The following is a 26,224-nucleotide window of genomic DNA, read 5'->3' on the forward strand; positions in this document are numbered from 1 at the left end:
TGTAACGCGACCGGATTCCGGAGGTCGCAGCAGCCCACGCGCGCAACGTTGCCCCACGTTTCCTGAATCCTTTCCAGGAGAGGATCTGATGCGACGCCACTTGTTTGCGCTGCTCCTGCCCGTGGTCACACTCGTCGCGGGCACTCTCCTCGCCCGCACCCTCCGCGCGGCGGATCCGACGCTAGCGGCGCCGCCGGCGCGCGAGGTCTGGGGATTCGAGGGACACCGGATCGTGTGCGAGATCGCCTGGCGCCAGCTCGACCCAGCCGGACGCGCGCTCGTGAGCAGACTGCGGGACAGGAGTTACCCGACCTTTGCACACAGCTGCACGTGGGCCGACGAGCTCTTGCAGGGAAATAGCACCCACTACACGAAGGATTATCACTTCATCAACCTGCCTGGGGGCCGGACCGGAATTGACATGGTGCGGGACTGCCCGGCTCCGAGGCGCTGCGCTCCATGGGCGATTCGCCATTACGCGGAGCGCCTCGCCAACAGGAACCTGTCCCCCAGCCAACGCGCGGCGGCCCTGAAATTCCTCGGCCACTTCGTGGGCGACATCCACCAGCCGCTCCACGCCGGACACCCGGCCGTTCCGGGCGTACCCGGAAACGACCGTGGGGGCAACTGGGTTCAGGTCGCGCTCGACGGCTCCGTCACGAACCTGCACTCGGCGTGGGACGCCAGGCTCGTGTCGAGCGCCGGCCTCTCCTTGGCGGCGGCGCAGGCGCTGGCAGGTGAGATCACCTCCGGCCAAGTCAATGCGTGGTCGAATTTCGACGTGGTCGCCTGGGCGAACGAGTCCTATCATCTCGCCGACACGCTCGCCTACGCCCGCACGAAGCCGCCGGTCAGCGGTGACGAAGACTTCGGAGACCCGAAGCAAGGCAAGCCCGGCCCGGGGTACAACATCATCCGGGAGCTCGATTCGACCTACGAGGACGCCGCCGTGCGGGCGATCCGTCAGCGCCTGCAGCAGGCCGGGGTTCGGCTCGCGCATCTGATCAACCATGCCGCCGCTGGCGATCTCGACTTCCCCCCGGACTAAAGGACGACACAGGGGCACCTGGCCGGCGGCCGGGTGCCCCTTCGCGTTCCGGCGCCGGTCATGGCGCGTTGGACAGGACCGCGCGATGGCGTAATCGTTGAAGGTGACTACGCGAAGATCAAGGCGATGGTGACGAAGAACACGCAGCGGGCAGCCAGATGAGCACTTCGCCATTCACCCAGGTCGAACCGACCCCCTGGCCGAGCGGGCACGGGGACGTCATCGCCGTGGTCAGGCTCGAGCCGTGGCTGTTCTCCAAGGCGTTCGACATCTCGTTCTTCGACGGAAGCGACAATCTCGACGCGTACACGGCGGCAGCCATTCGCCTGCGCTCGGGACGCATCCTGGGATTGCTGCGCCACGTCGGCGATCCCTCACCGGGCACGGAGATCCACGCGGACGCGGATGACAATCCATTGAACGCGCTGCGCGAGTTCCTGGACGCGTTCGACCTCTGCGCGGACGACCTGCGCTGGTTGCGCCACGACGTTCCCGTCGACCATCTACGTGCGGCGGAAGAAGGCGTCCGCGCCGCTTCGAGTCGCGCATAGGTTAGGTGACCACGAAAGCCCCGGCCAAGCGATTCGGCCGGGGCTTCGCCGTTCCCAATAACATCGCCCCCCCCGCACCCGTTCCGCGGACCCGTCCGGGTGGCTCGGCCTGCTGCAGCGCACCGTCGCGCGGCTCGACGCCGAGCGGCGCACGGAGGAAACGGAGGGGTTATTCATCATCCTCCGTTTCCTCCGTTCCCTCCGTGTGAGTCATTCTGTTGGTCTGATTGCATAATTAATCCGCAGATTCGGTATGAGTGGCGCGGGGGAGACCCGGCACCCGATGACGACGAAAGCCCCGGCGGGGATCTCCCGGCCGGGGCTTCGCGTTGGGTCAGGGCGATGGCGATCGGCTACTGGCCGTCCAGGCTCCACGTCACGGGCATGGTCACCTGCACGCGCACGGTCTGGCCCTTCACCGTGGCGGGGCGGAAGCGGGCGCGCCGGAGCACGCCCTGCGTCGGCGCGTTGAAGCCCTGGTTGGGCGAGTTGAGGATGCGGATGCTGGACGGGTCCACGCGCCCATCCGTGCCGACCACGAACGTCGCCGTCACGCGCCCGGAGACGCGGTTCGCGGCGAGCTGCTGCGGATAGCGGTCGTTCAGCGCGCGCTGCAGCTCCGCCGCGTTGGTCAGCCGCGGCCGCTCCTCCACCACGTCGATGTCGTAGACCTCGTTCGACGGGCGGGCGGGTGCGGCCTCCTCGCGCGCCGGCGCGGGGGCGGGCGGCGGCGCGGGGGGCGGAGCCGGCGGCGGCGCGATGGCCACCTGCTGCGGCCGGGCCTGCGGCTGCTGCACCGGCGCCTGCACCACGGGCTGCTGCGGCTGCTGCGCCGCCGCGGCCGCCTGCTGTTGCTGCTGCTGGAGAAGCGCGGCCTGGCGCGCCTTCTCCTCTTCCTGCCGGCGCCGATCCTCCTCCTGCTTCTTCTTCGCCGCGTCGAGCGCGGCCTGCTGCGCCGGCGTCTTCGCCGCGGTGTCGGCGGCGGCCGGGACGGGCGCCTCGGGCTGCGCCGCGGCAGGCGCGGGGGCGGTGCCGTTCGCCGCCGGAGTAGCGGACGTGGCGTTCGCGGCGAGCGCGGTAGTGGACGGGGTCGCCGCGCCCGCCTCGGGCCTGGTCCGCGTGGCGATCCACGCGGCGGAACCGAGCACGAGAAGGCCGAGCACGAACCCGGCAGCCATCGCCGGGGGCGCGCGGAACGTGCCGGCGCCCGCCTTCTTCTTCCCGCCGCCCGCGATCAGCTTCAGCGCGCGCGGCGCAATCGCGGCGGCCGCCACGGGCACGGGGGAAGCCTCGGCATCCGGCGCCTCGGCCGCGGGCGCCTCGGCCGCGACGGGCGACGGCGCAACATCCATCGCCTCGGCGGCGACGGGAATCACGGCGGCCGCGACGACGGGCACGGCAACCTCCGCCGGCGGCGTCTCCTCGACCGGGGCGGCGGCGACCGGCTCGGGCGCGTCGGCGCTCGCCGCGATGGGCGCGGCGACCGGGGGAGTCTCCGGCTCGGACTTCCTCTTCGCCGGGGGATAGTAGAGCTCCAGATCGCCGACCTGCCGCTTCGGCGGCCGGCTCGGGGCGGCCGGTGCCGACGCAGCCGGCGCGATCACCGGCGCGGCGGGCTCGTCGGCGACCGGTGCGGTCTCCGAAGCCGTATCCGCCGCGGTCTCCGCGACGGGCGATTCGACGGCCTGCGGCGCCTCGGCGATCGCATCCCCGGACACGACCGCTTCCGCCGGCTGCGTCTCCGGTTCGATCGCGTCGGAGATGGCCTCCGCGGGAGCGCTCTCGGCATCACCCGCGGCCGCGGCGGCCAGGGCGATGATCGCGGCGGCATCCACCGCCGGCGCGGCCTCGTCGGACGCGGACGGCTCGGGCGCGGCTTCAGCGGCGGGCGGCGTCTCCGCGACGGGCGCCGGCGCGGCCTCGACCGGCGCGGCGACGATCTTCGGGACGGCGACCACGCGCGGCGCGGCGGGCTCGCGCACCGCGGCGGCGAATGCGGCGCCGTCGGCGAAGCGCTCGGCGGGGTCCATCCGCAGCGCCTGCAGCACCGCGTCCATCACGTGCGGCGGGACGGAGGCGGCCACCTCGGCGGGCGGCTCGATCTCCACCGCGCGGCCGTCGGCCATCGCCGTCCGCGCCGCGTCGTCCAGCGCCAGCGCGCCCGTCATCAGCTCGAACCCGATCATCCCCAGGCTGAAGACGTCGCTCGCGGGCGTCAGGCGGGCGCTGCCGCCGGCCAGCATCTCGGGCGAGGCGTAGGCGCGGATCTCCGGCGCCGCCACGGCCAGCGACTCGCGGCGCACCAGCTGCGGAACGCCGAAGCCGGTGATCTTCACCCGCACGTGCCGCTCGGCCTCGGTGCGCACCAGGTACAGGCTGCCCGGGCGCAGGTCGCGGTGCACCAGCCCCGCCGCGTGGCCCGCCGCCAGCCCCTCGGCCGCGTCGCTCAACAGCCTAAGGCCGAGCGAGATCGGCGGCTTGCCGCGCTGCGACAGCACGCCGGCCAGGCTCTGCCCGCGCATCAGCTCGGACACGATGAAGTCCAGCTCCAGCTCGGCGTCGCCGCCCATGGCGTGGACGGCGGCGACGTGCGGGTGCCGGATGGCGGACGCGGCGGCCACCTCGCGGGCCACCAGCTGGCGGAAGCGCTCGCGCGCCTCGGGGGCGCGCGGGGCGTTCAGCACCTTCACGGCCACGTCGGCGTCGAGTTCGGCGTCGTGCGCGCGGTAGACCAGGCCGGCGCGCCCGGGCCCGATCAGCTCCTGGACGGCGTAGCGGCCGGCGAGCGTGCGCCCGATGAGCAGTCGTTCAAGCCCCACCATGGCTGGAGATCGGCGGAAAGAGGGATGGGCAGGCTCCGCGCGCCGCGGCCGTGTACCGGCACGGGCGAAAAGCCGCGGGAGATCGCGGAGACGCGACGAACCCGGGTCGCAAGGCGCCCGGGGAACCGCACGTGCGTGTGGGGTTCGGAACCACGCGGGAACGCCCGGCCGCATCGCGCGGCCCAGCGCTGGGGGGAGGTAGAACTGGCGTGGGGAAGCGGAAGTTAGTGCGCCGCGCCGCGTTGGTCAATGCGCGCGTGGGATTCGGTTAGCGCCGGACCGCTGGCGGCCACGGTTGCGAGAACTGAAACGGAACGAAGGGCTTCAGTCGCTCAAAGTCTTGAACGTTGTCCGTCAGCAGCATTACTCCCGCCTCTGAACACGAGACAGCGATGAGCGCATCGTTCACAAACGCCCGCGGCATCCGGCTCCGTTCCATGCCAACCGTGCTGGCGATTTCCGACAGAACTTCACCCGCCCGGCTCCACGCCGCATGCGTAGGCGTGACAATCCGCTTCGGCAGGCTCAGGAAGCGTGTGAAACTGTCGCGGATTTCGCGCACGTGGGCAGGAGTGCTGGCGCCGACCATCATCTCGTGCAGGACCACGGACGACAGATGCAGCGCAGGTGCATGCCTCGCCTGGAACGCCTGAAGCTCGGTCCGGAACGTCGCATCCCGGATCGACCGAATGTACAGGTTGGTGTCGAGCGCGTATTTCACCACTCCGGGTGATCGTCGAAGAAGTTCTTGATCTCCCCCGCCGCGGCGAGCCGGTCGATCCCCGCGTTGAGGTCGTCGCCGAGCAGCACTAGATCGAGGGCCTCGTCAAGGGCCTCTGCCACTGAGCTAGAGCCAAGGATGGTGATGGCGCGATGAAGCTTATCCTGGTCGATATCCACGCTCATTCGCCGGAGGCGGGGACTTCCCTCTGCCGCCGAAGAGCCCCGAGGAGACGTTGAGGCCATCGGATCACTCCTTCGAAATGTCACCCAAACCTAACATCCGGACCACCCACTTGCAATCGCTCGTTCAGCGATGCGCGTGCCATATGGCCGGCCATGGAAGCACGACATAGACTTCCGAACCGGAAATCACCCGCGCCTCCCGGAGAGAACGGTCGACGTGACGGAGCCCGAATCCCCCACCCCCGGCAAGACGCCGCGCGAGTCGTACACGGTGCTGTCGGAGAGCATGATGCCCGACCAGCTCAACCACCACGGCAACGTGTTCGGCGGCGTGATCCTGGCGCTGGTGGACAAGTGCGGCGGCGTGGTGGCGCGCCGGCACTCGCGCCTTCCCGTGGTCACCGTCTCCATCGACCGCGTGGAGTTCAACCAGCCGGTGTACGCCAACGACTACGTCGAGGCGCACGGCCGCATCGTCCTGGTCGGCCGCACCTCGATGGACGTGCTGGTGACGGTGACCGCCGAGCAGGTGGAGACGGGCGTGCGGCGCCAGACCAACCGCTGCATCCTGACCTACGTGGCCCTCGACCGGCTGAACGGCCGCCCCGCGCGCGTGCCCCCGCTGGTGCTGGAGACGGAGGAGGACCGGCGGCTGAACGCCGCCGCCCGGCGCCGGCGCGAGCGTCGCAGCGCCGAAGCCAGGGACGAGCAGGACGAATGGTGATGGATCGCGACGCCGCGGACCCCGCCGCCGCCGCGCGGGGTTCAACGGAAGCGGGAGATGGAGATGCGCTCGCGCGGCGCATCCGCTTCGCGCTGGAGGCCGACCGGCTGAAGGGCGTGCTGCGGCGCACCCGGCTGGTCGACGGCTCGCGCCACGAGAACAGCGCCGAGCACTCCTGGCACCTCGCGCTCCTCGCCATCCTCCTGGCCGACGCCGCCGCGCCGGAGGTCGACGCCGCGCGAGTGATCCGCATGCTCGTGGTGCACGACCTGGTGGAGGTGGAGGCGGGCGACACCTTCTGCTACGACGCGGGCGCCAACCTGGGGCGCGAGGAGCGCGAGCGCCTGGCCGCCGACCGCACCTTCGGCATCCTCCCCGCGGACGAGGGCGGCGCGCTGCGGGCGCTGTGGGAGGAGTTCGAGGCGGGGGCGACGGCCGACGCGCGCTTCGCGGTGGCGCTCGACCGCTTCCAGCCGCTGCTGCTGAACTTCTATGGCGGCGGGGGCTCGTGGCGCGAGCACGGGATCGCCCGCGCGCAGGTGCTGGCACGGATGGCGCCCATCGAGACCGGCGCGCCCGCGCTCTGGCCGTTCGTGCTGGAGGTGATCGAGCGCGCCTGCGCGGAAGGGTGGATCTCGCCCGACGCGTGAGTTTGCCTGTCCGCGCGGGCCGCTTATCTTCGGGAAAGATGGGGCGCCCGCCGCCGGTGGTACCGCAGCACCCGCCGTTCCCCGCAGCCGGTTCCGCAGTCTCGCGATGCAGCATCACGGCTTCCCCGGCCTCGCAGCGATGTCAAGCCGCTTCCACCTTGCCACGGAACCCGGCGTGCTCGACCGCCTGGCGCGGCTCGCGTGCTCGGTCTCGGGCGCGCGCGCGGCACTGGTGGTGACGGAGCGCGACGGGCGCACCGTCGCGGCCGGGCGGCACGGGTGGGACGGGTCGCCGCCGCTGGACGAGCTGGGGATGGAGCCGCGGGCGCGCCCCGGCCGCGCCGCGCCGCTCCACGTGGCCGCGTCGCTGCCGCTGGAGGCGAACGGCGCCGCGGAGCCGCTCGGCTCGCTCGTGGTGCTGGATGCTGGGCCGCGCGAGTGGAGCGCCGCCGAGCGGCTGGCGCTGGACGACGTGGCCTCCGCCGCCGCGGCCGAGCTGCTGCGCCTGCGCGACGCCGAGCGCCACGCCGCGCCCTCGCTCGAGGCGGAGCGCGCCGCCCGCGTGCAGGCCGAGGCGGGCGAGAAGCGCTACGCCTTCCTGGCCGAGGTCAGCTCGCTGCTGGACGCGTCGCTGGACTACGGGACCACCTTCCAGAAGCTGGCCCGCCTCGTCGTTCCCTCTCTCGCGGACTACTGCCTGATCGACGAGGCGGAGCCGGGCGGCGGCCTGCGGCGCATCGCCCGCGCGCACGTGGATCCCGGGAAGGAGAAGATCCTCTACACCAACACCTACCATCCACCGCTGGCGGAGGAGGAGGACCTGTCGCGCCACCCGGTGCTGCGGGTGATCCGCACCGGGCTGCCGCTGCTGGTGGCCGACTTCACGCCGCGGATGATCGACACCATCGCCCACGACGACGACCACCGCGGGCGATTGGCGATCCTCGACCTGCGCTCGTACATCATCGCGCCGCTGGCGGCGCGCGGGCGGGTGCTGGGGGCCATCACGCTGGCGGCCGCGGTCGAGTCCGGCCGCCGCTACCGCGCCACGGACGTGGCGCTCGCGGAGGAGGTGGCGCGGCGCGCGGCGCTGGCCATCGACAACGCGCGGCTGTACACGCTGGCGCAGGCCGCCATCCGCGCCCGCGAGGCCGTGCTCGCCGTGGTCAGCCACGACATGCGGAACCCGCTCGCCAGCATCCTGCTGAACGCCACGATGCTGCTGGACATGGCGCCGCGCGGCGCGCTGGAGCCGTGGATGGAGGACAACCTGCGGCAGATCGTGAACTCAGTGGAGCAGACCAACCGGCTGATCACCGACCTGCTGGACGTGGCGCGGATGGAGGCCAGCGGCGGCATCCCGCTGGACCGCACGCCGGTGGACGCGCGGCCCCTCGTTGCCGCGGCCGTGCGCATGCTGCAGCCGCTGGCGGCCCAGCGCGGGGTGGAGCTGGTGGACGACGCCAACGGCCCGCTTCCCGTGGTGGCGGACCCCGACCGGATCGTCCAGGTGCTCTCGAACCTGCTGGGGAACGCGGTGAAGTTCACCAACGCGGGCGGGCGGGTGCGTGTGACGGCCGCCACCTACGGCGCCGAGCAGTGGTTCGAGGTCACCGACACGGGGGTGGGGATCGCGCCGCAGGACCAGCCGCACGTGTTCGACCGCTTCCGCCAGGTGGGCCGCGACCGCCGCGGCGTGGGGCTGGGGCTGCCCATCGCGCGGGGGATCGTGGAGGCGCACGGCGGGAGGATCTGGGTGGAGAGCACCCCCGGCACCGGCACCACCATCCGCTTCACCCTTCCCGCCGCGGACGGCGACGCCGAGCGGGCGAACCCGGCGTAGGACCCTCATCCCTCCGGCCCCCTTCTCCCGAAATGCACGGGGGAAGGGGAGGACTCAGCGTGGGGGGAAGGTTCGGCGTCGGTTGAGAGGCATCTGCCCGCCGCGGGTGGCCCCCTCCCCCGGCCCCTCCCCCGCTGCGCAGGGGAGGGGAGAACTCAGCGCGGGGCAAGCACTTGCGTGAGGGATGCGCGCCCGGAGGGCCGGGACACCGCCGCGCGTGACGGAGGCCGACGGATCACGAAGATGCGTGGCGCGGCGGTGGCCCGGCGCCGTTGGCCACAGTAGTATCGTGGCCTACGGCGCGCGCAGCCCGTTTGGGCGTCTCAGCGCCCAACACGCCCAGATCCCGCAGTTCATCCACGCTTGCCCAGAGGCACATGTTCCCGGGCGTCGGGTACGATTGCTACGGACGCGCGGTTTGACGGCAGGAGAGTTGCACGCTAGCTTGCGCGGACACACGGAAGGGGAGTAGCTCACCGGGCGAGACAACCCGGCGGCCGAGTCGTCAAGACTGCGGGTGCACGCCCGCACGGTTCGGTCGGGGCGGAGGCGCGAGCGGCGCCTCTTTCAGGGCGAGACCTTCGTTTCGGCACCACGGATGCCCGTTGGATCGGGCGGCCGCGGGCCGGACGAGGGTTTCGCCCCTTTTCATGGCCGCGCCAACGGGGGAAGGACGGGCATTTGGCTGCACACGTGCTGGCGTGGGCGGGATTCGTGGGAATCGTGCTGGCGCTCCTGGCGGTGGACCTGGGGGTGTTCAACCGCCGCGCGCACGTCATCTCCATCCGGGAGGCGGCGCGCTGGAGCGCGATCACCCTCGTGCTGGCGCTGGTGTTCGCCGGGCTCATCTACACGCACAACCTGCCCACCGACATCGTGGGCGGGCGCAAGCACGCGCTGGAGTTCGTCACCGGCTACCTGATCGAGCTGGCGCTGTCGGTCGACAACATCTTCGTCTTCGTCCTGATCTTCGGCTACTTCAGCGTGCCCCCGCGCCACCAGCACCGCGTGCTGTTCTGGGGCGTGCTGGGCGCGCTGGTGTTCCGCGGCGCCATGATCGGCGCGGGCGCGCTGCTGATCCAGCGCTTCGAGTGGGTGGTGTACGTGTTCGGCGCGTTCCTGGTGTTCACCGGAATCCGCATGGCCATGCAGGAAGACGTGGAGATCGAGCCCGAGGCCAACCCGGTGCTCAAGCTCATCCGCCGCTTCCTGCCGGTGAGCGCCGACTACGACGGGCAGAAGTTCTTCACCCGCGAGAAGCTGGACGGAAAGTGGCGCCGCGCCGCCACGCCCCTCTTCGTCGTCCTGGCGCTCGTGGAGACGACGGACCTGATCTTCGCGGTCGATTCCATCCCCGCCATCTTCGCGGTCACGCGCAACCCGTTCCTGGTGTTCACCTCGAACGTGTTCGCCATCCTCTGCCTGCGCTCGCTGTACTTCCTGCTGGCCGAGGTGATCGACCGCTTCCACTACCTCAAGGCCGGCCTCTCCATCGTGCTGATCTTCATCGGCGCCAAGATGCTGGCGACGATGTTCCACCTGCACGTGGACACCGCCGTGTCGCTGGTGATCGTGGCGTGCGTGCTGATCGGCTCCGTCGTCCTCTCCCTCCTGCGGCCCAAGAAGACGGAAAACGCGCCCGACGTGCTCGAGGAGCCCGACCCGGACGAGCCGGAGACCTCCGAGACGGTGCGCACAGGGACGGAGGAGCGGTGATGGAGACGCCCCGCCGCTTCCCCGTGGTCCCCGCCGCGGTGGCGGCGATCGCGCTGGTGGCGGCGGCCGCGGCGTGGCTGGCGGTGCCGCGGAGGATCGCCTTCCACGGCACCACGTACGATCCGGTCGCGCCCGCGGAGGATTTCCGGCTCGTGGACCAGGACGGGCGCGCGGTGACGCTGGCCTCGTACCGCGGCGCCCCGCTGCTCGTCTTCTTCGGCTACACGCGCTGCGCGGACTACTGCCCGCAGACGCTCGGCCGCCTCACCCGCGCGGTCCGATCGCTGGACGGCGCGGAGGGCACGCGCATCCTCCTCGTCACCGTGGACCCGGCGCACGACACGCCGGCCGCGCTGAAGGCGTACGCCGCGCGCTTCGGCCCGCACGTCTCGGCGCTGACGGGCGATTCGGCCTCGCTGGCGGCGGCGTGGCAGGGCTACGGCGCGTACGTCCTCCCCCCGAGCGAATCTCCCGCCGCGCACCACGACGGCCACGCGGAGAAGCCGGCCGCCCGGGTCCCGCCGCAGCTCGTGCACAGCGGCGTCGTCTACGGCATCGACCGCCGCGGCAACCTCCAGGTCGTGATCTCCGAGGGCGCCACCGAGGAGGAGATGCGCGACGACATCCGCACGCTCGCCCGTCTGTAGAAACAGAAAGCCTCACGCGGAGACGCGGAGTCGCGGAGAACCCGGTGCCGGGGTGAGTTCTCCGCGCCTCCGCGTCTCCGCGTGAGGCTTTTCTCGATCGCGGCCCGCGCCGTGCATCGCCGCCGCCCAACATCGCAGAAAACGAATCAGCGGAGGATGGATGGCGAAGACGCCGAGCCGGCGCGCGTCGGACCGGATGGGGGTGAAGGTCGTGGGATGGATCGCCTGCCTGGCGCTGGCGACGTCGCTCACCTACACCTTCGTCAAGGCGCTCACCGAGGGGCCCGAGCAGGTGGATCCCCTCTTCTTCGCCCTGCAGTCGCTGGCCAGCCTCCTTTTCCTCGTCTACTCGCTGAGACTGAAGAACCCGGTGTTCGTCGCCGCCAACTGCATCGCGCTGGCGAACGCGGCGGGGACGCTGGTGGTGGCCGCCGCCGGGCGCTGAGCGGCGCTCACCGCCCGGAAGCCCCGGAGACGGCGGAAGCCGTGTGGCGGCGCGGATTTCCGCCTTGCGCACGGGGTCTGCCCAATGTATCGTGCTCCGCGCACACACCCGTATCATCAAGACCCGTCATCCCCAGCACCCTCCGTCATTCCGGGCTCCACGGCCTGGAGCTTCACCGCTAAGCACCCAAGGAGAACTCGCATGAGACGAAGTCTGGCAATCGCCGGCGCCGCCGCGCTCGCGTGCGCCGCCAGCGCCCCGCTCCACGCGCAGGGGTCCGGTGTCGACCAGCAGAGCGCGTGCATGTCGGGACGCGTGGGCGCAGGCATCGCTTCGCCCTGCGACGACGCCTCGGGCGTGTACTTCAGCCCCGGCGGCCTGGCCCTGCAGGGGAGCAACATCGGCATCGGCGTCACGCTGATCCGCGCCGGCGGCGAGTTCACCTACGACCCCGGCCGCGAGCCGGTGGGCACGGCGTCGCACATCACGCGCGAGACCGAGATCGTGCCCGTGCCGCAGATCTTCCTATCGTACAAGGCCACGCCCCGCCTGGCAGCGGCGATCGGCGCCTTCGCGCCGTACGGCCTGGGGCTCGACTGGCCGGTGTGCGACGCCAGCCAGAGCACCGCGTCGTGCACCGCCGCGGGCACCACCAACTTCGAGGGGCGCTACACGGGGTACGACAACTCGCTGCGCGCCTACTACGTGCAGCCCACCCTGTCGTACGAGCTGATCCCCGGCGTGCTGTCGGTGGGCGCGGGGCTCGACCTGGTGCACAGCACCATCGAGGTGCACCAGCGCGCCGACGCGCCGACCGTGGGGCTGCGCGGCTTCGACATCGCCGACGCCACGCTGAAGGGGAGCGGCAACGGGATCACCGGCCACGTGGGCGCGGTGCTGCGCATCAGCGACCGCACCCGGGTGGGCGTGCGCTACCTGCACCGCACCAAGGTGGACCTGGAGGGCGACGCCGACTTCACCCAGGTACCCACCGGCACCATCTTCGACCCGCTCCTGGCGGCGCAGTTCGCGGCCGGCGGCCCGCTCGAGGACCAGGGGATCGCCACCACCATCACCTTCCCCAGCCAGTTCGTGGCGGGCGTGAGCTTCCGCCCGGTGGAGGTGCTGAACCTGCTCTTCGACTACCAGCGCACCGGGTGGAGCAGCTTCGACCGCTTCGACATCGACTTCCAGGGCGCGGGCGGCGTGGACCGTACGCTGAACCTGAACTACCGCAACACCAACACCTTCCGCGCGGCCGCGCAGTTCGATTACAGCGACGCCGTGGCCATCCGCCTGGGCTACCGCTACAACACCGCCGCCACGCCGCGCGCCACGCCGTTCCTTCCCGAGGGCGAGCGCAACTACTACACGGCCGGCCTGGGGCTGCGGCTCACGCGGGCGCTGACCACCGATCTGTCGTTCCAGTACATCAACCAGCCCGACCGCCGCGGCGCGGTGCGCCCCGACGAGCCGGTCATCGGCGTGTACGGAGCCACCGGCCAGACCTTCGGCGTGACCTTCTCGTACCACTTCGGCGCGCAGCCCAACGCCCTGCAGTGACGGCCGGCGACCGGTGCTCGTCCCGTAAACAGATGAACGCGTGACAACCCTCAGGAGAGCAGCATGAGAGTGGCAACCAGACGCCCGTTCCTGGCCGTGGCCGCGCTGGCCGCCCTGGCGATGGGCGCGTGCGTGGGCGACGGCGACGACCTCGCCACGCTCCAGACCCCGGCGAACGGCGGCACGCTGTTCACGCGCTACGTGTCGCTGGGCAACTCGATCACCGCGGGCTTCCAGTCGGCGGGGATCGTGGACTCGACGCAGCGGAACTCGTACGCCAACCTGCTGGCGCAGCGCGCGGGCACGCCCTTCAACCAGCCGCTGTTCGCGCGGCCCGGGTGCCCGCCGCTGATGACGGCGCCGCTGACCCCGTCGACCGCCGCCAGCACCTGCTCGCGGGTGGACTCGGCCAAGGTGTTCGCGGGCGCCAACCTGGCGGTGCCGGGGGTGCGCATCGCCGACCTGTTCGCCATCCCCGGCGGCCAGATCGCGCAGCTGTACGGCCTGCTCACCGGCGGCCGCACCGAGATCCAGGCCATGCAGGACCTGCAGCCCACCTTCGTCTCCGCCTGGATCGGCAACAACGACGCGCTCTCCGCGGCGCTGTCGGGCACGCTGGGGCCGCTGGCCGCCGGGGCCGACTCGAACCTCACGCGGCTCGCTCCGTTCCAGGCCAACGTGACCGCCATGGCCAACGCCATCAAGGCGTCGGGCGCGCAGGGCGCGGTGATCATCGGCGTGGTGTTCGCCGACAGCGCGGCGCCGCTGCTGCAGCCGGGCGCGTACTTCTTCCTGTCGCGCGACGCGGCGGGCCGGTTCAACGGCAAGCCGGTGAACAACAACTGCTCGCCGGTGACGGCGCTGGGCACGCCCAACCCGCTGGCGGCCAACATGGTGTCGTTCCAGATCGTCAGCAGCGCGCTGCCGGAGATCAACTGCGACCCGGCCTCGGCGCAGGGCGGCGCGTTCCTGCTCGACGCCGCCGAGCGGGCGGTGCTGGGGGCGCGCATCGCCGCGTTCAACGCGGCGCTGAAGGCCGCGGCCGACGCCAACGGGTGGCTGTACGTGAACCCGATGGACATCCTGCGCCCCGAGCTGGCGCGGACCACCTCGGGCCGCTTCAACCAGATCCGCAAGTGCCAGCTCCTGGCCACGGCCACCACGGCGGCGCAGTTCCAGACGGCGGTGCTCAACAGCTGCCCGGTGACAGGCGCCACGGCGGCGCCGGGCTTCTTCGGGGCGCTGATCTCGTACGACGGGGTGCACCCCAGCTCGGCGGCGCACCTGCTGATCGCGCAGCAGCTCGCGGCGCGCATCAACACCAAGTACGGCACCACGCTGGCGACGAACTGACGGCGCCAGAAGATCGGCACGACGGCGAGGGGCGGCTCCGGATCCGGGGCCGCCCCTCAGCGTTCAGGGCACTGGATGAAGAGCCGGATTCAGGCGTGTTCCGGCCGTCGGGGGAGCGTTTTCGGAGATCCGAAAAAGACGGCCTCACGCAGAGCGGCAGAGGCAGCGGAGAACTCACCTCTTCTGCCTCTGCTGCTCTGCGTGAGACCTGTTGTTCTTCCGGATCTGGTATGAGCTTTTCTTTTCTGCTCGCCCTGCCGCTCACGAGTAGCAGATGGGGTTGCCGTCGCTGCTCACCGTGCCGTCGGGGAACACGGCGCGCACCGAGTATCCCGAAACCGTGATCGAGCACTGCCCCACGTTCGAGAAGGTGCGCGTGGCGTCGGTGTACGACGTGCTCAAGGTGCTCCCCACGTACGTGTACCAGGTGGTGTAGGTGGCGGTGAAGGGATCGAACCCCGTGTCGACCTTGTAGACCTGGTACGACGACGCGTCGCCCATGGCGGGCCACGAGATCACCGGGTGGCCGCCGGAGAGCGTGCCGCTGGCGTTCGGCCCCAGGCCGCCGGGGAACAGCACCCGCGCCGACCAGCGGTCGTAGTAGCTGAAGCCGTTGAACGACGTCGCATTCGACATCATCACCGAGGTGGGATCGGTGTCGGCGCTCCCCGAGGTGCTCACCGGCGTGCCGTCGATGTGCTCCGCGCCCTCCGTGCCGATCTCCTCGCTGCAGACGTCGGTGGGATAACATCTGTTGTTCCAGTTGGTGTGCCGGAACCCCAGCGTGTGCCCCAGCTCGTGCACCATCACCCACAGCTTCTCCGACGACGAAAGCTGGTTCTGGAAGTCGGGGTCGATGTGGATGATCGGCCCGGTGCCGCCGCCGGAGGTGGGGAAGCTGGCGCAGGCGATGGTGCCGGCGTCCGGGCACTGCGAGAAGTCGATGGTGACGTCGGGCGTGGTGGAGGTGCCCGCGGTGCGCATCAGCACGCGCGCGCCCGGGATGCTGTTCCACTGGCCGAGCGCGCTGGTGATGGCCGTGGCCCACGCCGAGCTCACGCTGCTGACCGCGGAATACTTCACGTCGATGTCGTACGCGACGCTGGAGCTCACCCGGTCGGTGGTGGCGTACTGGAGGCGCGGCCCCGCGGGCCGGGCGCGCAGATCCGCCTTGCGCAGCATGATGTCGCCCTCCACCACGTAATAGCTTCCCGCGTCGCGCAGGCCGAGGGTGCTGAAGCCCATCGCCGCGATCCGCGCCACCAGCGGATCGGGGGTGCTGGCGGTGACGTTCGCGGCCTCGTCGCCGCACGCCGCCAGCAGCAGTATCGATCCGACCAAGCCCATCCATGTTCGAACGACCCGGTTGCCGCGCATGACGTACTCCGTGGTGCTGGGTGGAAGAAACTCCCATGAGGAGATGTTGCACCCGCTCGCGTATCACCTTGCGTTCGCTGGCACAAACATTTATTCCTCACGTTATGCGCCGAATATCACAACAGCCCGACTCGCACGTCAAGGCGTCGGGTGACGCGCGGAGAGGACGAGGCGGCCGATCAGTACGGGTGGAACGGAGGAGGCCGCGACCCCATCCTGGCCGCGGCCTTTCTCCATCCCCTTGCCGCCACCTGCTATATTCCCGGTCCGTACCCTGCAGCCATCGAACGCACCGATGACCGAGCAAGCTTCCGCGGCGGGGATCCCGCCGTCCATCGACCGCATCCTGCGGCGCTTCGCCATGCTGTCGCCCGACATGACGCGGCAGGCGCTGGTGCAGTACGCCAACCGGCTTCCGCCGCTCCCCGAGCGCTTCCGGGGGCTCGACATGGAGCAGTACCGCGTGCACGAGTGCCAGACGCCGGTGGCCATCTTCCCCGAGGTGGTGGACGGGAAGATGTGGTTCCACGCCGACGTCCCGCGCGAGAGCGCCGCCATCCGCGCGCTGCTGGCCATGCTCTTCGAGGCGCTGAACGGCCAGCCGCCGCAGACCACCCTCGACATCCCCCCCGACTTCGTGCGCCAGGTGATGGGCAAGATCGGCCTGCAGGCGCGCGAGAACGGGCTGAACGCCATGGTCGAGCGCCTGCGCCGCGCCGCCCGCCGGGCCACCGCCGAGGCGGGACCGGCAACGGCGGGATGACGGGGCGGAAGGGGACGCGGATCGCCGCCCGGGCGGCGCACTTCGGCGCGCGGGCGAGCCAAAACGCACTTGCGCGACGGGGGCCGCCGCATTCTTTTGTCGGCCCGGACCGACAGGAGACCTGGATACCGATGCCTCGACCGATCCCCGGCCTGGTGCGCCCGGCGCTCGTCGCCGCGCTGGCGCTGGCCGCCGCAGGCTGCCACCCCGGCGGCGACTACGGGTACGACCGCGTTTCGTACCGCGAAGAGCCCGCCGTGCCGCAGGCCACCAACCCCGACCCGCCCCCGGTTCCCGCCGGCGGGCTGGCCGGCGCCGCGCAGGCGCGCCTGGCCGCGAAGAACCTTCCCGCCGGCGTCACGCAGGCCATGGTGGACCAGGGGCAGGACCTGTTCGGCACCGTGTGCGCCGGCTGCCACGGGCCCGCGGGGGCCGGCACCACCACCTGCCCCACGCTGAGCGACACCAAGTGGATCAACATCTCCGGCGCCTACCCGGAGATCGTGACGCTGATCACCAACGGCGTGCCGCAGCCGAAGGAGCACCCGGCGCCCATGCCGCCCAAGGGCGGCGGGAGCTTCGACGACGCGCAGGTGCGCGCCCTGGCCGCCTACGTCTACGCGCTGAGCCACCAGTCATGAGCACACCCGACGACGACCGCACCGGCGAGACGGTCCGCGCGCGCTATCGCGCGTGGGCCGACGCCAACCCGCGCCCGCGCGGCGCCTCGGCCATCGGCATGCCCGAGGTCAGCGAGGGCGCGCTGCGCATGGTTGCCCTGGCCGCGGGGATGGGGATCGGGCTGGGGCTGCTGGCGCTGGCCGCCACCGCCTTCGTGGCCGCGCAGAGCTGGGCCACCATCGCCCGCGGCGGCGCGGTGGTGGCGTACGCCCTAACCGGCATCTTCCTGACCATCGCCGGGCTGGGGTGCATCATCGCGGTGCTGAACCACAACTTCCGGGTGCTGGCCGGTCCTCCCGCGCACCACTGAGCACACCGAGGCGGCGCGCCGGGACCCGACTCCCGGCGCGCCGCTTTCCCTTGCGGTGGCCACCGCGCGTCGGGGGCCTTCCCGTTCCAGGGAAGCGCCCGAAAGCGCGACTCTGCGCGCCACGGCGGGTGTTCTCTCTGCCAGATTAGTCCCTAAGCGGGTGGGCCTCTTTGGGGTGTTCACGAGTGTTGACTTCGGACGAGGGGCGATGTACACTATGGTGCAATCACGCTACAACCTGTCTTGAACCGTATCCCCGCCCCCGCACACCACGTGTACCGGAGAAAACCCCCCATGCTGTCCAGAATCTCGTTCCGTCGCCCGTCCCTTGCCCTCGCCGGCATCCTGATCGCCATCGGCGGCTGCGCCGAATCGCCATCGGCGCCGGCGCAGCCCGAGTTCGTGCTGCGCGGCGCCCACGCGCGCTTCAGCATCAGCGGCACCGCCTCGGCCGTGATCGACCAGCGCGGCGGATCGCTGGTGAGCCCCGCCGGCGACCGCATCGTGTTCCCGGCCGGCGCGCTGTCGGGCCCCACGCAGATCAGCATCACCTCCGACGAGACGTACGTGGGCGTGGAGCTGCAGCCGCACGGGCTGACCTTCCCCGAGGGGCACCTGCCGGTGCTGCAGCTGAACACGGCGGGCTCGAATGCCGGGGCCTATCAGCGAATCAGCGTTTCCTACGTGAACGAGAGCGGCTCGGTGGCCGAGATCCTGCCCGCGACAACCGGCAACAACCGCGCGAGCACGAACCTGCACCACTTCTCGGGGTACATGGCCAGCGGCTACTGATCTGCCGGCCGGACCAGGTTCGATGCTCCGGGGCGCCAGTGACCTGGCGCCCCTCTGCGTCCTCTTATCTCCCACTCGATCCGCGTTGACTCAGTTTCCCGCCGCCGGATATCTCGACCGCGCCCTGAAGCACGAGGCGGAAGGTGCATGGGCCGACGCCGCAGCATGCTACGACCAGGCTTTCCAGCACGCGGTGCGGGAGCGTGACCGTGACGGCATGCTGGAGGCGGTCACGCGGCTGGGGCACTGCTTCCGCCAGAGCGGCGAGACCGACGCGGCCCACGACGTCTTCGACTTCGCGACGACGTCGGCGGAGCTCGCGGGCGATCACCTCCGGGCGGCCCGCGCGCTGAACGGGGTGGGGATCCTGCTCCAGTCGGCCGGGCGGATCGAGGAGGCGGAGGAGATGTACCTGCGTGCCCGGGCCCACGCGCTGGAGGTGCTGTCGGCGCCCGTGCTCGGCGAGATCGAGCAGAACCTCGGCATCCTGGACAACATCCGGGGCAAGCTCCAGTCCGCGCTCGACCACTACGTCGCGGGGCTCACCCATCTCCGCGCCACCGACCACCCGCGCGGCTGCGCGCGGGCGCTCAACAACATGGGCATGCTCCACATCGACATGGGCAAGCTGGAAGACGCCGACGCGTACTTCCAGCAGGCGCTCGAGATGTGCGAGAAGGCGGGCGACATCGTGTCGGCGGGATGGATCCACATCAACCGCACCGAGCTGTTCCTCGCGCTCGGCCAGCCCGACCGGGCGCGCGCCAGCTGCGACGAAGGCTTCGAGATCGCCAGCCGCCTGAACGACCACCTGCGCCGCGGCGAGGCGCTCAAGTTCTACGGCATCATCTACCGGCAGACGGGAAAGCTGCACCTGGCCCAGATCCACCTGGAGCAGGCGGTGGAGATCGCGGGCGGGCGCGAGCCGCTGCTGGAGGCCGAGACGCAGCGCGAGCTGGCGCTGGTGCTGCGCGCGCAGTCGCGCAACCGCGAGGCGCTCGAGGCGCTGAACCGCGCGCACGCGCTGTTCACGGGGCTGCGGGCGCACCCCGACCAGGAAGACATCACCCAGCGCATCAGCAAGCTGGAGACGGACTTCCTGTCGCTGGTGCGCTTCTGGGGCGAGTCGATCGAGGCCAAGGACCGCTACACCAGCGGCCACTGCGAGCGGGTGGCCGACTACGCCTGCCGGCTGGCCACCGAGGCGGGGATGGGCGAGCGCGAGATCGTGTGGTTCCGGATGGGCGCCTTCCTGCACGACCTGGGGAAGACCGAGGTGCCCGAGGAGATCCTGAACAAGCCGGGGAAGCTGACCGACGAGGAGCGCGCCATCATGGAGCGCCATCCCGTGACCGGCGACGAGATGCTGGCGCCGGTGGAGTTCCCCTGGGACATCCGCCCCATGGTGCGCTCGCACCACGAGCGCTGGGACGGGCGCGGCTACCCCGACGGGCTCTCCGGCGACACCATCCCGCTCTCCGCGCGGATCCTGCGCATCGCCGACGTGTTCGACGCGCTGACCACCGCGCGCAGCTACCGCCGCCGGCTGACGCCCGAGGAGGCGCTGGAGATCATGGAGGACGACGACGGCTCGTTCGACCCCGAGATCTTCTCCATCTTCAAGGAGCTGTTCCCGCAGATCATGGGCACCGCCGAGGAGGCGCAGAAGCGGATGGCCGTCTCCCAGGCCTGATCCCCGTCGATCCTGTTTCACATAGAGACGCCGAGAAAAACGGAGAGGCACGGAGAACCGCGATGAGTTCTCCGTGCCTCTCTTTTTCCTCGGTGCCCTCGATGTGATTCTTTCTCTCCGATCCTCGGATCAGGCGGCGACGGCGGGCGCCTCGACGGGGATGCCGCGGGTGCGCAGGATCAGCTCGACCGCCTCGCCGATCTTGTTGTTGGGCGTCGACGCGCCGGCGGTCAGGCCCACGACGAGGGGGCCGGCGGGGAGCCAGTCCTCCGCCTCCACCTCGGGCGCGTCGGCCGGCGTGCCGCTGGGCTTGAAGCGGATGGTGCGCCGCTCCGGGTCGATGCAGCGCGCGTCAGCGATGTGGTAGGTGACCACGTGGCGCGCGCAGATCACCGCCAGGTGGTTGGTGTTCGACGAGTTGTAGCCGCCGATCACCAGCATCACGTCGGGCTTGCGCTCCTCGTCCCCCACCAGCTTGACCACCGCGTCCTGGCGCTCCTGCGTGGCCGAGCAGATGGTGTCGAACGAGCGGAAGCGCTGCGCCGCGTCGTACCCCGGCTCGCCGCCGTACCGCCGCTCCAGCGCCTTCCCCACCTCCGCGGCGATGGCGAGCGAGTCGCCCGAAAGCATGGTCGTCTGGTTGGCCACGCCGATCCGCTGCAGGTGCAGGTCGGGGTCGAAGCCGGGCGAGGTTTTCTCGCGGAAGTGCTCGAGGAACGCCTCGCGCGCCATGGCCCCGGGCGCGCGCTCGATGTAGTCCATCACCAGCCGCGCCTCGGCCATGTCGCGCACCACGATGAAGCGCCCCTCGGGCCAGCGGTACACCTGGCTGGCCGTCGCCCGCGTCTCTTCGTGGTAGTGCTTGCCGTGGATCAGCGCGGTGAACCCGTCGCGGGCGTACTGGTCGACCCGCTTCCACACGTTCAGCACGCTGCCGCAGGTGGTGTCGACCAGGATGGCCCCGGTCTCCTGCAGCCGGCGGAAGTCGTCCACCGTGGCCCCGAAGGCGGGGAGGATCACCACGTCCTCGGGGGTCAGGCCGGAGAAGTCGAAGCGGCCGCCCTCGCCGGGGTAGAGGAAGACGACGCCCATGTCGGTCAGGCGCCGGTTCACGTGCGGGTTGTGGATGATCTCGCCCAGCAGGAAGACGCGGCGGTCGGGGAACTTCACCCGCGTCTCGTAGGCGTAGTCGACCGCGCGGTCCACGCCGTAGCAGAAGCCGAACTCCTCCGCCAGCCGCACGGTCACCTCGTCGCGGCCGCGGCCGTACGTCTCCTCGTAGCCGCGCGCGCGGATGCGGTCCACCAGCGCGCTGTGGTACTCGGACCGGATCAGCGGCTCGATCTCCTTGCGGAGCCCGAAGCCGCGGCGGAAATAGTTCTGCTCCACTGCGTCGAAGTGCGTGAGTGCGAAGGTGCGTGAGTGCGCCGGCGGGGTGAAGGCTAACCCCCGGCGGAGAGCGGCGCAACCTCGCGCAAACGCCGCACGGGGAATAGTTTTTGCCCCCTCGCGGCGCGTCCCGACGCGCACTGGTACACCACGCCGCCCGAACGGAGCCGGAGGATCGTTGAGGCTGGGGAAGAAGAAGCCCAAGGCGCTGGGCGGCGCGCCGCGCACCGGCAAGTGGACGCGTGACGTCCCCGAGCGCCGGCGCCTGGGGGGCGAGCACCGCGGCTCGCTGATCCTGCTGCTGATCGCCGGGGCGGCGATCGTGGTGGCGATGTCGATCTTCGCCTTCATGGCCAACGCGCGGCTCGACCACGGGCTGATGGGCCAGTATCCCCAGGCCCGCCGCCGGCCCGACTGGGTGCGGCTGAACGACCTCCCCCGCTACATCCCCGACGCCTTCCTGGCCGTCGTGGACACCTCCTCCTTCCAGCGCCTTTCCCCCTACGGGCGGCAGGACCGGCCGCGGCTGACCGTCGACCTGGTCTCGCAGGTGCAGCGGCTGCGCGGCGGGGTCGACGACCAGGCGTGGCGCGCGTTCATGGTGCCGCTGACCGAGGCGCGGCTGTCGCGCGGGCAGATGCTGGAGTACTACCTGAACCGAATCTACCTGGGGAAGGCGGGCGACTGGCGGATCTACGGGGTGCAGCACGCGGCCGAGGAGTACTTCGGGAAGGACGCGCGCGAGCTGACGCTGAGCGAGGCAACCACGCTGGCGGGGATGCTGCTGCCGCCGCGGCTGGTGCACCCCGAGGCCATCCCCGGCGCGGTGGGCGCGCGGCGCAACGAGGTGCTGCGGCGGCTGCTGGCGGCGGGGGAGATCGACCGCGCGGCGTACGACGCGGCACGGCGCGAGATGCTGGCCTTCCAGCCGGGGATCGACTACGCGCCGATGACGCGCCCGGCCGGCTGGGGCGAGGAGCCCGAGGTGATCCGCCTCCCGCCCGGCTCTATCCCCGTGAGCGACTCGTCGCGGGCGAATCCGCCGTCCGGCGGGGAGTGACGCGCTGCGAATCGCCCCGCGCGCTGTCGGCCCGCGTGGTGTCGGGGGCCACCCAGGGGCGCGAGAGGTGGATCTGCACCAGCTTCCAGTCGCCCCGGTCCTGCGAGAACACCCCCGAAGCGCGCAGCCACTGCTCCGGCCCCGCCGCCCCCGGCGCGATGAACTGGATGGGGGTGGAGAACCACCCCGTCTGCTCGCGCAATCCCACTTCCACACGCAGGTCGGGCGTCCGGGCGACGGACGGCGCGGGAACGGCCACGCTGTCGAGCGCCTCGGCCAGCCCGCGCACGCCGATCCGCGCCACCCCGCCCGACGCGTCGGAGCCGATCACCAGCACGTCTTCCGTCGGGTTGATGGCGGTGATGGCGCGGGTCCGGTTCCCCCGCCCCAGTTCCTCGGCGAAGTTGCGCACGCGCGCGCGGATCTCGCTGGCCGCCTCCTGCTGGTCGATGCGGGCGGGGTCGCGCTGGGTGTAGAAGCCGCGCGGGGTGCGCTCCACCTTCACCAGGTCGCAGGCCGCCAGGGAGAGGAGGGCCGCGGCGGCGGCCGGAAACAGTCGTCGCACGTTGGGCGGGGTGCGGGGTACGGTGGCGAGGGCGGAGGACCGACCCGAATCTGCGCGGCGCGCCCCCGGTGTCAAGCGCGGGCGAGTCCCTTGACGCCACGGGCGGTCTGCGCCATCGTCCAATCCAGCAATCCCGCTGTAAACGGATGACCCGATGATCTGGTTCGGAAACCTCGCGCACGCGCTCCGCATCCCCATCCCCGCGCTCGTCGGCGGGGACGACGGGCAGCGCATGGAGGCGGCGCTCCGCCACGTGGCCGCGCACGCGCCGCACCTGGAGGGCGACGCGCTGCTCGACGCGCTGGCCGACACGGGGATGGTGGACCGCGCCACCGCGCGGCGCCTCCTTCCCTGCTACCGCCACTTCGACGCCGACCGCTGGTTCGCGGAGTCGCTGCGCTCGCTGTCGCTGAAGGGCCCGCTCGTGGCCGACGAGTTCCGCGGGCGGATCGGCCGCGTGGTGGAGGACCTCACCGGAAACGCGCGGCTCGAGGAGGTGGGGCCTGAGGGCGCGGTGCGCTTCTCGGTGGGCGGGCGCGAGGGAATCGTGCTGGCGTACCCGGCGGTGCAGTGGTCGCTCGGCGGGCCGTCGATGAAGGCGGTGGAGGCCGCGGCCGACGAGATGCCCGACGCGCTGGTGATCGTCGCGCGCAACTTCCAGGACAACACCCGCGCGCAGCTCTCCGCGATCCTCGACCGCACCGAGGTGCCGGGGACGCTGGTGACGGTGAACCTGCTGCTGGGGATGCGGGCCACGGTGCTGAAGTACCAGCCGGCGCCCGACCGCGTGCTGGACCTGCTCAGCCTGGGCCGCCCCATCCGCACGCAGGACGTGGCCACGCTCGGCGAGCGCATCGCGGCGTAGGCGGATCGACCGCACGGATGACGAGGGGCGAGCCGGCAGACGGTTCGCCCCTCGTCTTTCCTGATTCTCACGCGGAGACGCGGAGTCGCGGAGAACTCATCGCCGGGGTGAGTTCTCCGCGCCTCCGCGTCTCCGCGTGAGGCTTCTTTTCAGTGGTGCGTCGCGGTCGTGAGGACGCCGTTGATCGCCGTCTCCCACTCGCCGATCCAGCGCTGGAAGTCGGCGTCGCTCATGCTCAGCAGGCGGTCTTCGGCGACGGGGCCGAGCGCGGTCAGGTCGTAGCGCACCTCGGCCGTGGTGCCGCCGCCCGCCGCGGGCGAGGTGCGCACCTGGATGCGCCCGGAGCGCGAGCCCGGCACCAGGTGCGCGTAGACGATGCGGCGCCCCGGCTCGTACTCCGCCACGCTCCAGTACGACTCGCGGCCGCGCTCGTCTGTGGTGAAGGTGGTGCCGACCTGCGCCGTACCGTCCGCGGGCCAGAGGAACTTCGGCGACCACCCGGCCGCCCAGCGCGCCTCTCCCACCGGCTCGAAGAGCGGGAATACCTCCTCCACCGGCCCGTCCAGGTGGATGGTGGCTGTGCGTGTGACGTGCTCCGCCTGCGGCATCGTTCGCTCCTGTGCGGCAAGGGTGATTGGAATCGCGAGGAGGGCGACCGCGGCGGCGCTAAGCATCGGCGGCCTCGCGGAAGCGGTGGGCGGACTCGGCGCCGTAGTCCATCCCGTAGACGTCCTTCAGCTTGCGGATCAGCTCCAGCGACCGCTCGCCGAACGCGGGCTTGCTCTCGAACGCGTGCAGGACGATCCCCTCCAGCAGGTCGCCGAGGGACAGGTCGTGGTACTCGGCCAGCGCCTTGAGCACCTTCACCATCCGCTTCTCCATCCGCACGCCCGTCTGAACCCGCTCGACGAAGATCCGTTCATCCGCCATCGTTCGCTCCTGTTCTGTACCTATGTACCATGGTAACATCCACGCACGTTCGACGCAAGAGTTCATAACGACAAGTCTCTCACAGCCACAGAGGGCACAGAGGTCACGGAGAACTAATCGCTGTTCTCCGTGACCTCTGTGCCCTCTGTGAGATTCCTTCTTTTTGGTGATCAGCCGAAGAGGTCCAGTTCGTCTTCGGCAGATGAGTCGCCCTCGGTTGGCTCCGGATCGGAGGGCTTCGAGCCGTTGGAGGAGGGCGGGGGGACAACGTCCTCGATCTCCTCCTCCACCTCCGCGACGATCCCCTGCTCGCTGTCCCCTGTCCCCTGTCCCCTGTCCCCTGAAGTCACCGGCTCGTCTTCGTCGGGAGACTCGGGAAGCTCGCGCTCGGCCACGTGCGTGACGTCGACGATGCGCTCGCTGCCGGAGATGGCCACGGCCTTCTCCGCGGCGCCCGCGCGGCCGGTCTTCGGCACGGCGTCGGGCTTCACGCGCACCGCGCGGCCGCCGCTGGTGACGGCCATCAGGTCCTCGCCCGGGTGCACCTCGCGCGCGGCGGCCACCTCGCCCGACTCCTTCGACGTCGCCACGAGCGGCGTTCCCATCCCCCCGCGCCCCTGCGGCTGCAGCTCGTCGAGGGCCACGCGCTTGGCCCAGCCGCGCTCGGTCACCACGCACAGCTCGCCGCCCTCGCGCCGCGCGACGGCCATCCCCACCACCATCTCGCCGTCCTTCAGCTTCACCCCGCGGACGCCCTGCGCCACGCGGCCCATCATCGGCACCTCGGCCTCGGGGAAGCGGATCGCGCGGCCGCCGCGGGCGACCAGGATCACCTCGCCCTCGCCGTCGGTCACCCGCACGTCGAGGACGGCGTCCTTCCCCGTCAGCTTGATCGCCTCGATTCCCCCGGCCCGCGCGTTGGCGTACTGCTCGAGCCCCGTCCGCTTGATCGTCCCCTCCGCCGTGGCGAACAGCACCGAGCGGTCGGCGCGGAACTCGTGGACCACGTGCACCGCGGCCACGCCGGCCTTCTTCCCCAGCTCGAACAGCTGCCCCAGCGCCTTGCCGCGCGCGGTGATCCCCGCCTCGGGCACGTCGCGCACGGCCAGCCCGTACGCCTTGCCGTCGGTCGAGAAGACGAGGAGCGTGTCGTCGGTGCTGGCCACGAAGGCGCGCTCCACGAAGTCGTCCTCGTAGCGGTCCAGCGCGATCCGCTTCCCGGCCGTCATGCTGCGCTGGTACACGGCCATGGGGATCTGGCGGACGTACCCCTCGCGGCTGACGGTGACCACCACGTGCTCGGCCGCGAGCATGTCCTCGAGCTTCACCGACTTCTCGTTCTCGAAGATCTTCGTCCGCCGCGGGTCGGCGTAGCGGTCGGCCAGCTCGCGCAGCTCGCCGCGAATGAGGTCGAGCTGCTTCTCCGGGCTGGCGAGAATCGCCTCCAGCTCCACGATGCGCGCCTCGAGCTCGTCCAGCCGCTCGCGCAATTCCCGGCCTTCCAGCTGCGTCAGCCGCGAGAGGCGCATCG

The 26,224-nt window shown here is 71.2% G+C and carries 26 protein-coding genes; 17 read left to right on the top strand and 9 right to left on the bottom strand.

Annotation, left to right across the window (positions count from 1 at the left end):
• Window positions 1-88 precede the first annotated feature (88 nt).
• Both VF092_13880 and VF092_13885 read left to right on the top strand, forming a co-directional pair.
• Complete coding sequence (locus VF092_13880) at window positions 89-1,048, top strand: S1/P1 nuclease (protein HEX6748381.1); 960 nt, start codon at window positions 89-91, stop codon at window positions 1,046-1,048.
• Between the two features lie 158 nt (window positions 1,049-1,206).
• Complete coding sequence (locus VF092_13885; GenBank protein ID HEX6748382.1) at window positions 1,207-1,599, top strand: hypothetical protein; 393 nt, start codon at window positions 1,207-1,209, stop codon at window positions 1,597-1,599.
• A gap of 353 nt (window positions 1,600-1,952) precedes the next feature.
• Here the strand turns inward: VF092_13885 and VF092_13890 are convergent, their stop codons facing one another.
• From VF092_13890 to VF092_13900, 3 genes are all read right to left on the bottom strand, one after another.
• Window positions 1,953-4,421, bottom strand: a complete 2,469-nt coding sequence (locus VF092_13890; protein ID HEX6748383.1) for a TonB family protein — start codon at window positions 4,419-4,421, stop codon at window positions 1,953-1,955.
• 268 nt (window positions 4,422-4,689) lie between these two features.
• On the bottom strand, window positions 4,690-5,142 hold the full coding sequence (locus VF092_13895; protein ID HEX6748384.1) for a type II toxin-antitoxin system VapC family toxin: 453 nt from the start codon (window positions 5,140-5,142) through the stop codon (window positions 4,690-4,692).
• Window positions 5,139-5,321: a hypothetical protein gene (locus VF092_13900; protein ID HEX6748385.1), complete on the bottom strand. Its 183-nt coding sequence runs from the start codon at window positions 5,319-5,321 to the stop codon at window positions 5,139-5,141. The genes VF092_13895 and VF092_13900 overlap by 4 nt, the downstream gene beginning before the upstream one ends.
• 223 nt (window positions 5,322-5,544) lie before the next feature.
• Between VF092_13900 and VF092_13905 the strand changes: the two genes are divergently transcribed.
• The 8 genes from VF092_13905 (at window position 5,545) to VF092_13940 (ending at window position 14,268) form a co-directional block, all read left to right on the top strand.
• A complete protein-coding gene (locus tag VF092_13905) occupies window positions 5,545-6,051 on the top strand; it encodes an acyl-CoA thioesterase (GenBank protein HEX6748386.1) in 507 nt (168 codons plus the stop codon).
• Entirely contained in the window at window positions 6,051-6,701 is a 651-nt protein-coding gene (locus VF092_13910; protein HEX6748387.1) for an HD domain-containing protein, read from the top strand. The genes VF092_13905 and VF092_13910 overlap by 1 nt, the downstream gene beginning before the upstream one ends.
• Before the next feature lie 139 nt (window positions 6,702-6,840).
• The gene (locus tag VF092_13915; protein ID HEX6748388.1) at window positions 6,841-8,544 is read left to right on the top strand and encodes a GAF domain-containing sensor histidine kinase; all 1,704 of its coding nucleotides are present in this window, start codon (window positions 6,841-6,843) and stop codon (window positions 8,542-8,544) included.
• A 681-nt stretch (window positions 8,545-9,225) separates the two neighbouring features.
• Window positions 9,226-10,260 (top strand): TerC family protein, encoded by a 1,035-nt coding sequence (locus VF092_13920; GenBank protein HEX6748389.1) that lies wholly within the window; start codon window positions 9,226-9,228, stop codon window positions 10,258-10,260.
• Window positions 10,260-10,907, top strand: coding sequence for an SCO family protein (locus VF092_13925; GenBank protein HEX6748390.1), 648 nt, complete (start codon window positions 10,260-10,262; stop codon window positions 10,905-10,907). Before VF092_13920 ends, VF092_13925 begins: the two co-directional genes overlap by 1 nt.
• A 160-nt stretch (window positions 10,908-11,067) precedes the next feature.
• Window positions 11,068-11,352, top strand: a complete 285-nt coding sequence (locus VF092_13930) for a hypothetical protein (protein HEX6748391.1) — start codon at window positions 11,068-11,070, stop codon at window positions 11,350-11,352.
• 201 nt (window positions 11,353-11,553) lie between these two features.
• Window positions 11,554-12,915, top strand: a complete 1,362-nt coding sequence (locus tag VF092_13935; protein ID HEX6748392.1) for an outer membrane protein transport protein — start codon at window positions 11,554-11,556, stop codon at window positions 12,913-12,915.
• A gap of 69 nt (window positions 12,916-12,984) precedes the next feature.
• Window positions 12,985-14,268, top strand: coding sequence for an SGNH/GDSL hydrolase family protein (locus VF092_13940; GenBank protein ID HEX6748393.1), 1,284 nt, complete (start codon window positions 12,985-12,987; stop codon window positions 14,266-14,268).
• Window positions 14,269-14,529: 261 nt separating this feature from the next.
• Here VF092_13940 and VF092_13945 read toward each other — a convergent pair whose 3' ends face one another.
• Window positions 14,530-15,609, bottom strand: a complete 1,080-nt coding sequence (locus VF092_13945) for a M57 family metalloprotease (GenBank protein HEX6748394.1) — start codon at window positions 15,607-15,609, stop codon at window positions 14,530-14,532.
• Window positions 15,610-15,940: 331 nt separating this feature from the next.
• Between VF092_13945 and VF092_13950 the strand changes: the two genes are divergently transcribed.
• The 5 genes from VF092_13950 to VF092_13970 all read left to right on the top strand — a co-directional run bounded on the left by VF092_13950 (window position 15,941) and on the right by VF092_13970 (window position 19,884).
• Entirely contained in the window at window positions 15,941-16,408 is a 468-nt protein-coding gene (locus tag VF092_13950) for a SufE family protein (protein HEX6748395.1), read from the top strand.
• Window positions 16,409-16,539: 131 nt separating this feature from the next.
• Complete coding sequence (locus tag VF092_13955; GenBank protein HEX6748396.1) at window positions 16,540-17,049, top strand: cytochrome c; 510 nt, start codon at window positions 16,540-16,542, stop codon at window positions 17,047-17,049.
• Window positions 17,046-17,399: a hypothetical protein gene (locus tag VF092_13960; GenBank protein HEX6748397.1), complete on the top strand. Its 354-nt coding sequence runs from the start codon at window positions 17,046-17,048 to the stop codon at window positions 17,397-17,399. The genes VF092_13955 and VF092_13960 overlap by 4 nt, the downstream gene beginning before the upstream one ends.
• A gap of 294 nt (window positions 17,400-17,693) precedes the next feature.
• A complete protein-coding gene (locus tag VF092_13965) occupies window positions 17,694-18,191 on the top strand; it encodes a hypothetical protein (GenBank protein HEX6748398.1) in 498 nt (165 codons plus the stop codon).
• 85 nt (window positions 18,192-18,276) lie between these two features.
• Window positions 18,277-19,884: an HD domain-containing phosphohydrolase gene (locus VF092_13970; GenBank protein HEX6748399.1), complete on the top strand. Its 1,608-nt coding sequence runs from the start codon at window positions 18,277-18,279 to the stop codon at window positions 19,882-19,884.
• 129 nt (window positions 19,885-20,013) lie between these two features.
• On the opposite strand, the gene VF092_13975 is transcribed toward VF092_13970, so the two are convergent.
• On the bottom strand, window positions 20,014-21,273 hold the full coding sequence (locus VF092_13975; protein HEX6748400.1) for a 4-hydroxy-3-methylbut-2-enyl diphosphate reductase: 1,260 nt from the start codon (window positions 21,271-21,273) through the stop codon (window positions 20,014-20,016).
• Between the two features lie 178 nt (window positions 21,274-21,451).
• Between VF092_13975 and VF092_13980 the strand changes: the two genes are divergently transcribed.
• The gene (locus VF092_13980) at window positions 21,452-22,333 is read left to right on the top strand and encodes a transglycosylase domain-containing protein (protein HEX6748401.1); all 882 of its coding nucleotides are present in this window, start codon (window positions 21,452-21,454) and stop codon (window positions 22,331-22,333) included.
• Here the strand turns inward: VF092_13980 and VF092_13985 are convergent.
• Window positions 22,281-22,898, bottom strand: a complete 618-nt coding sequence (locus tag VF092_13985; GenBank protein ID HEX6748402.1) for a nuclear transport factor 2 family protein — start codon at window positions 22,896-22,898, stop codon at window positions 22,281-22,283. The genes VF092_13980 and VF092_13985 overlap by 53 nt on opposite strands.
• Window positions 22,899-23,052: 154 nt before the next feature.
• Here VF092_13985 and VF092_13990 point away from each other — a divergent pair, with 154 nt between their 5' ends.
• Window positions 23,053-23,763 (top strand): hypothetical protein, encoded by a 711-nt coding sequence (locus VF092_13990; GenBank protein HEX6748403.1) that lies wholly within the window; start codon window positions 23,053-23,055, stop codon window positions 23,761-23,763.
• A gap of 149 nt (window positions 23,764-23,912) precedes the next feature.
• On the opposite strand, the gene VF092_13995 is transcribed toward VF092_13990, so the two are convergent.
• The 3 genes from VF092_13995 to VF092_14005 all read right to left on the bottom strand — a co-directional run.
• Window positions 23,913-24,371 (bottom strand): SRPBCC family protein, encoded by a 459-nt coding sequence (locus VF092_13995; protein HEX6748404.1) that lies wholly within the window; start codon window positions 24,369-24,371, stop codon window positions 23,913-23,915.
• Window positions 24,372-24,429: 58 nt separating this feature from the next.
• Window positions 24,430-24,693 carry a hypothetical protein gene (locus tag VF092_14000; protein ID HEX6748405.1) on the bottom strand — a complete coding sequence of 88 codons (264 nt, stop codon included), beginning with the start codon at window positions 24,691-24,693 and terminating at the stop codon, window positions 24,430-24,432.
• Window positions 24,694-24,863: 170 nt separating this feature from the next.
• The coding region (locus tag VF092_14005) for a DNA gyrase C-terminal beta-propeller domain-containing protein (GenBank protein ID HEX6748406.1) at window positions 24,864-26,224 on the bottom strand (1,361 nt) is incomplete at its 5' end.

Source organism: Longimicrobium sp. (assembly GCA_036377595.1).
In the GTDB taxonomy this organism is placed as follows: domain Bacteria; phylum Gemmatimonadota; class Gemmatimonadetes; order Longimicrobiales; family Longimicrobiaceae; genus Longimicrobium.

What these genes read in the sequence shown, in the direction of transcription:
- VF092_13960 (HEX6748397.1), top strand. Translation starts at nt 17,046, where the DNA reads ATGAGCACACCCGACGACGACCGCACCGGCGAGACGGTCCGCGCGCGC.
- VF092_13925 (HEX6748390.1), top strand. Translation starts at nt 10,260, where the DNA reads ATGGAGACGCCCCGCCGCTTCCCCGTGGTCCCCGCCGCGGTGGCGGCG.
- VF092_13965 (HEX6748398.1), top strand. Translation starts at nt 17,694, where the DNA reads ATGCTGTCCAGAATCTCGTTCCGTCGCCCGTCCCTTGCCCTCGCCGGC.
- VF092_13990 (HEX6748403.1), top strand. Translation starts at nt 23,053, where the DNA reads ATGATCTGGTTCGGAAACCTCGCGCACGCGCTCCGCATCCCCATCCCC.
- VF092_13995 (HEX6748404.1), bottom strand. Translation starts at nt 24,371, where the DNA reads ATGCCGCAGGCGGAGCACGTCACACGCACAGCCACCATCCACCTGGAC.
- VF092_14000 (HEX6748405.1), bottom strand. Translation starts at nt 24,693, where the DNA reads ATGGCGGATGAACGGATCTTCGTCGAGCGGGTTCAGACGGGCGTGCGG.
- VF092_13950 (HEX6748395.1), top strand. Translation starts at nt 15,941, where the DNA reads ATGACCGAGCAAGCTTCCGCGGCGGGGATCCCGCCGTCCATCGACCGC.
- VF092_13880 (HEX6748381.1), top strand. Translation starts at nt 89, where the DNA reads ATGCGACGCCACTTGTTTGCGCTGCTCCTGCCCGTGGTCACACTCGTC.
- VF092_13955 (HEX6748396.1), top strand. Translation starts at nt 16,540, where the DNA reads ATGCCTCGACCGATCCCCGGCCTGGTGCGCCCGGCGCTCGTCGCCGCG.
- VF092_13935 (HEX6748392.1), top strand. Translation starts at nt 11,554, where the DNA reads ATGAGACGAAGTCTGGCAATCGCCGGCGCCGCCGCGCTCGCGTGCGCC.
- VF092_13910 (HEX6748387.1), top strand. Translation starts at nt 6,051, where the DNA reads ATGGATCGCGACGCCGCGGACCCCGCCGCCGCCGCGCGGGGTTCAACG.
- VF092_13885 (HEX6748382.1), top strand. Translation starts at nt 1,207, where the DNA reads ATGAGCACTTCGCCATTCACCCAGGTCGAACCGACCCCCTGGCCGAGC.
- VF092_13915 (HEX6748388.1), top strand. Translation starts at nt 6,841, where the DNA reads ATGTCAAGCCGCTTCCACCTTGCCACGGAACCCGGCGTGCTCGACCGC.
- VF092_13930 (HEX6748391.1), top strand. Translation starts at nt 11,068, where the DNA reads ATGGCGAAGACGCCGAGCCGGCGCGCGTCGGACCGGATGGGGGTGAAG.
- VF092_13890 (HEX6748383.1), bottom strand. Translation starts at nt 4,421, where the DNA reads ATGGTGGGGCTTGAACGACTGCTCATCGGGCGCACGCTCGCCGGCCGC.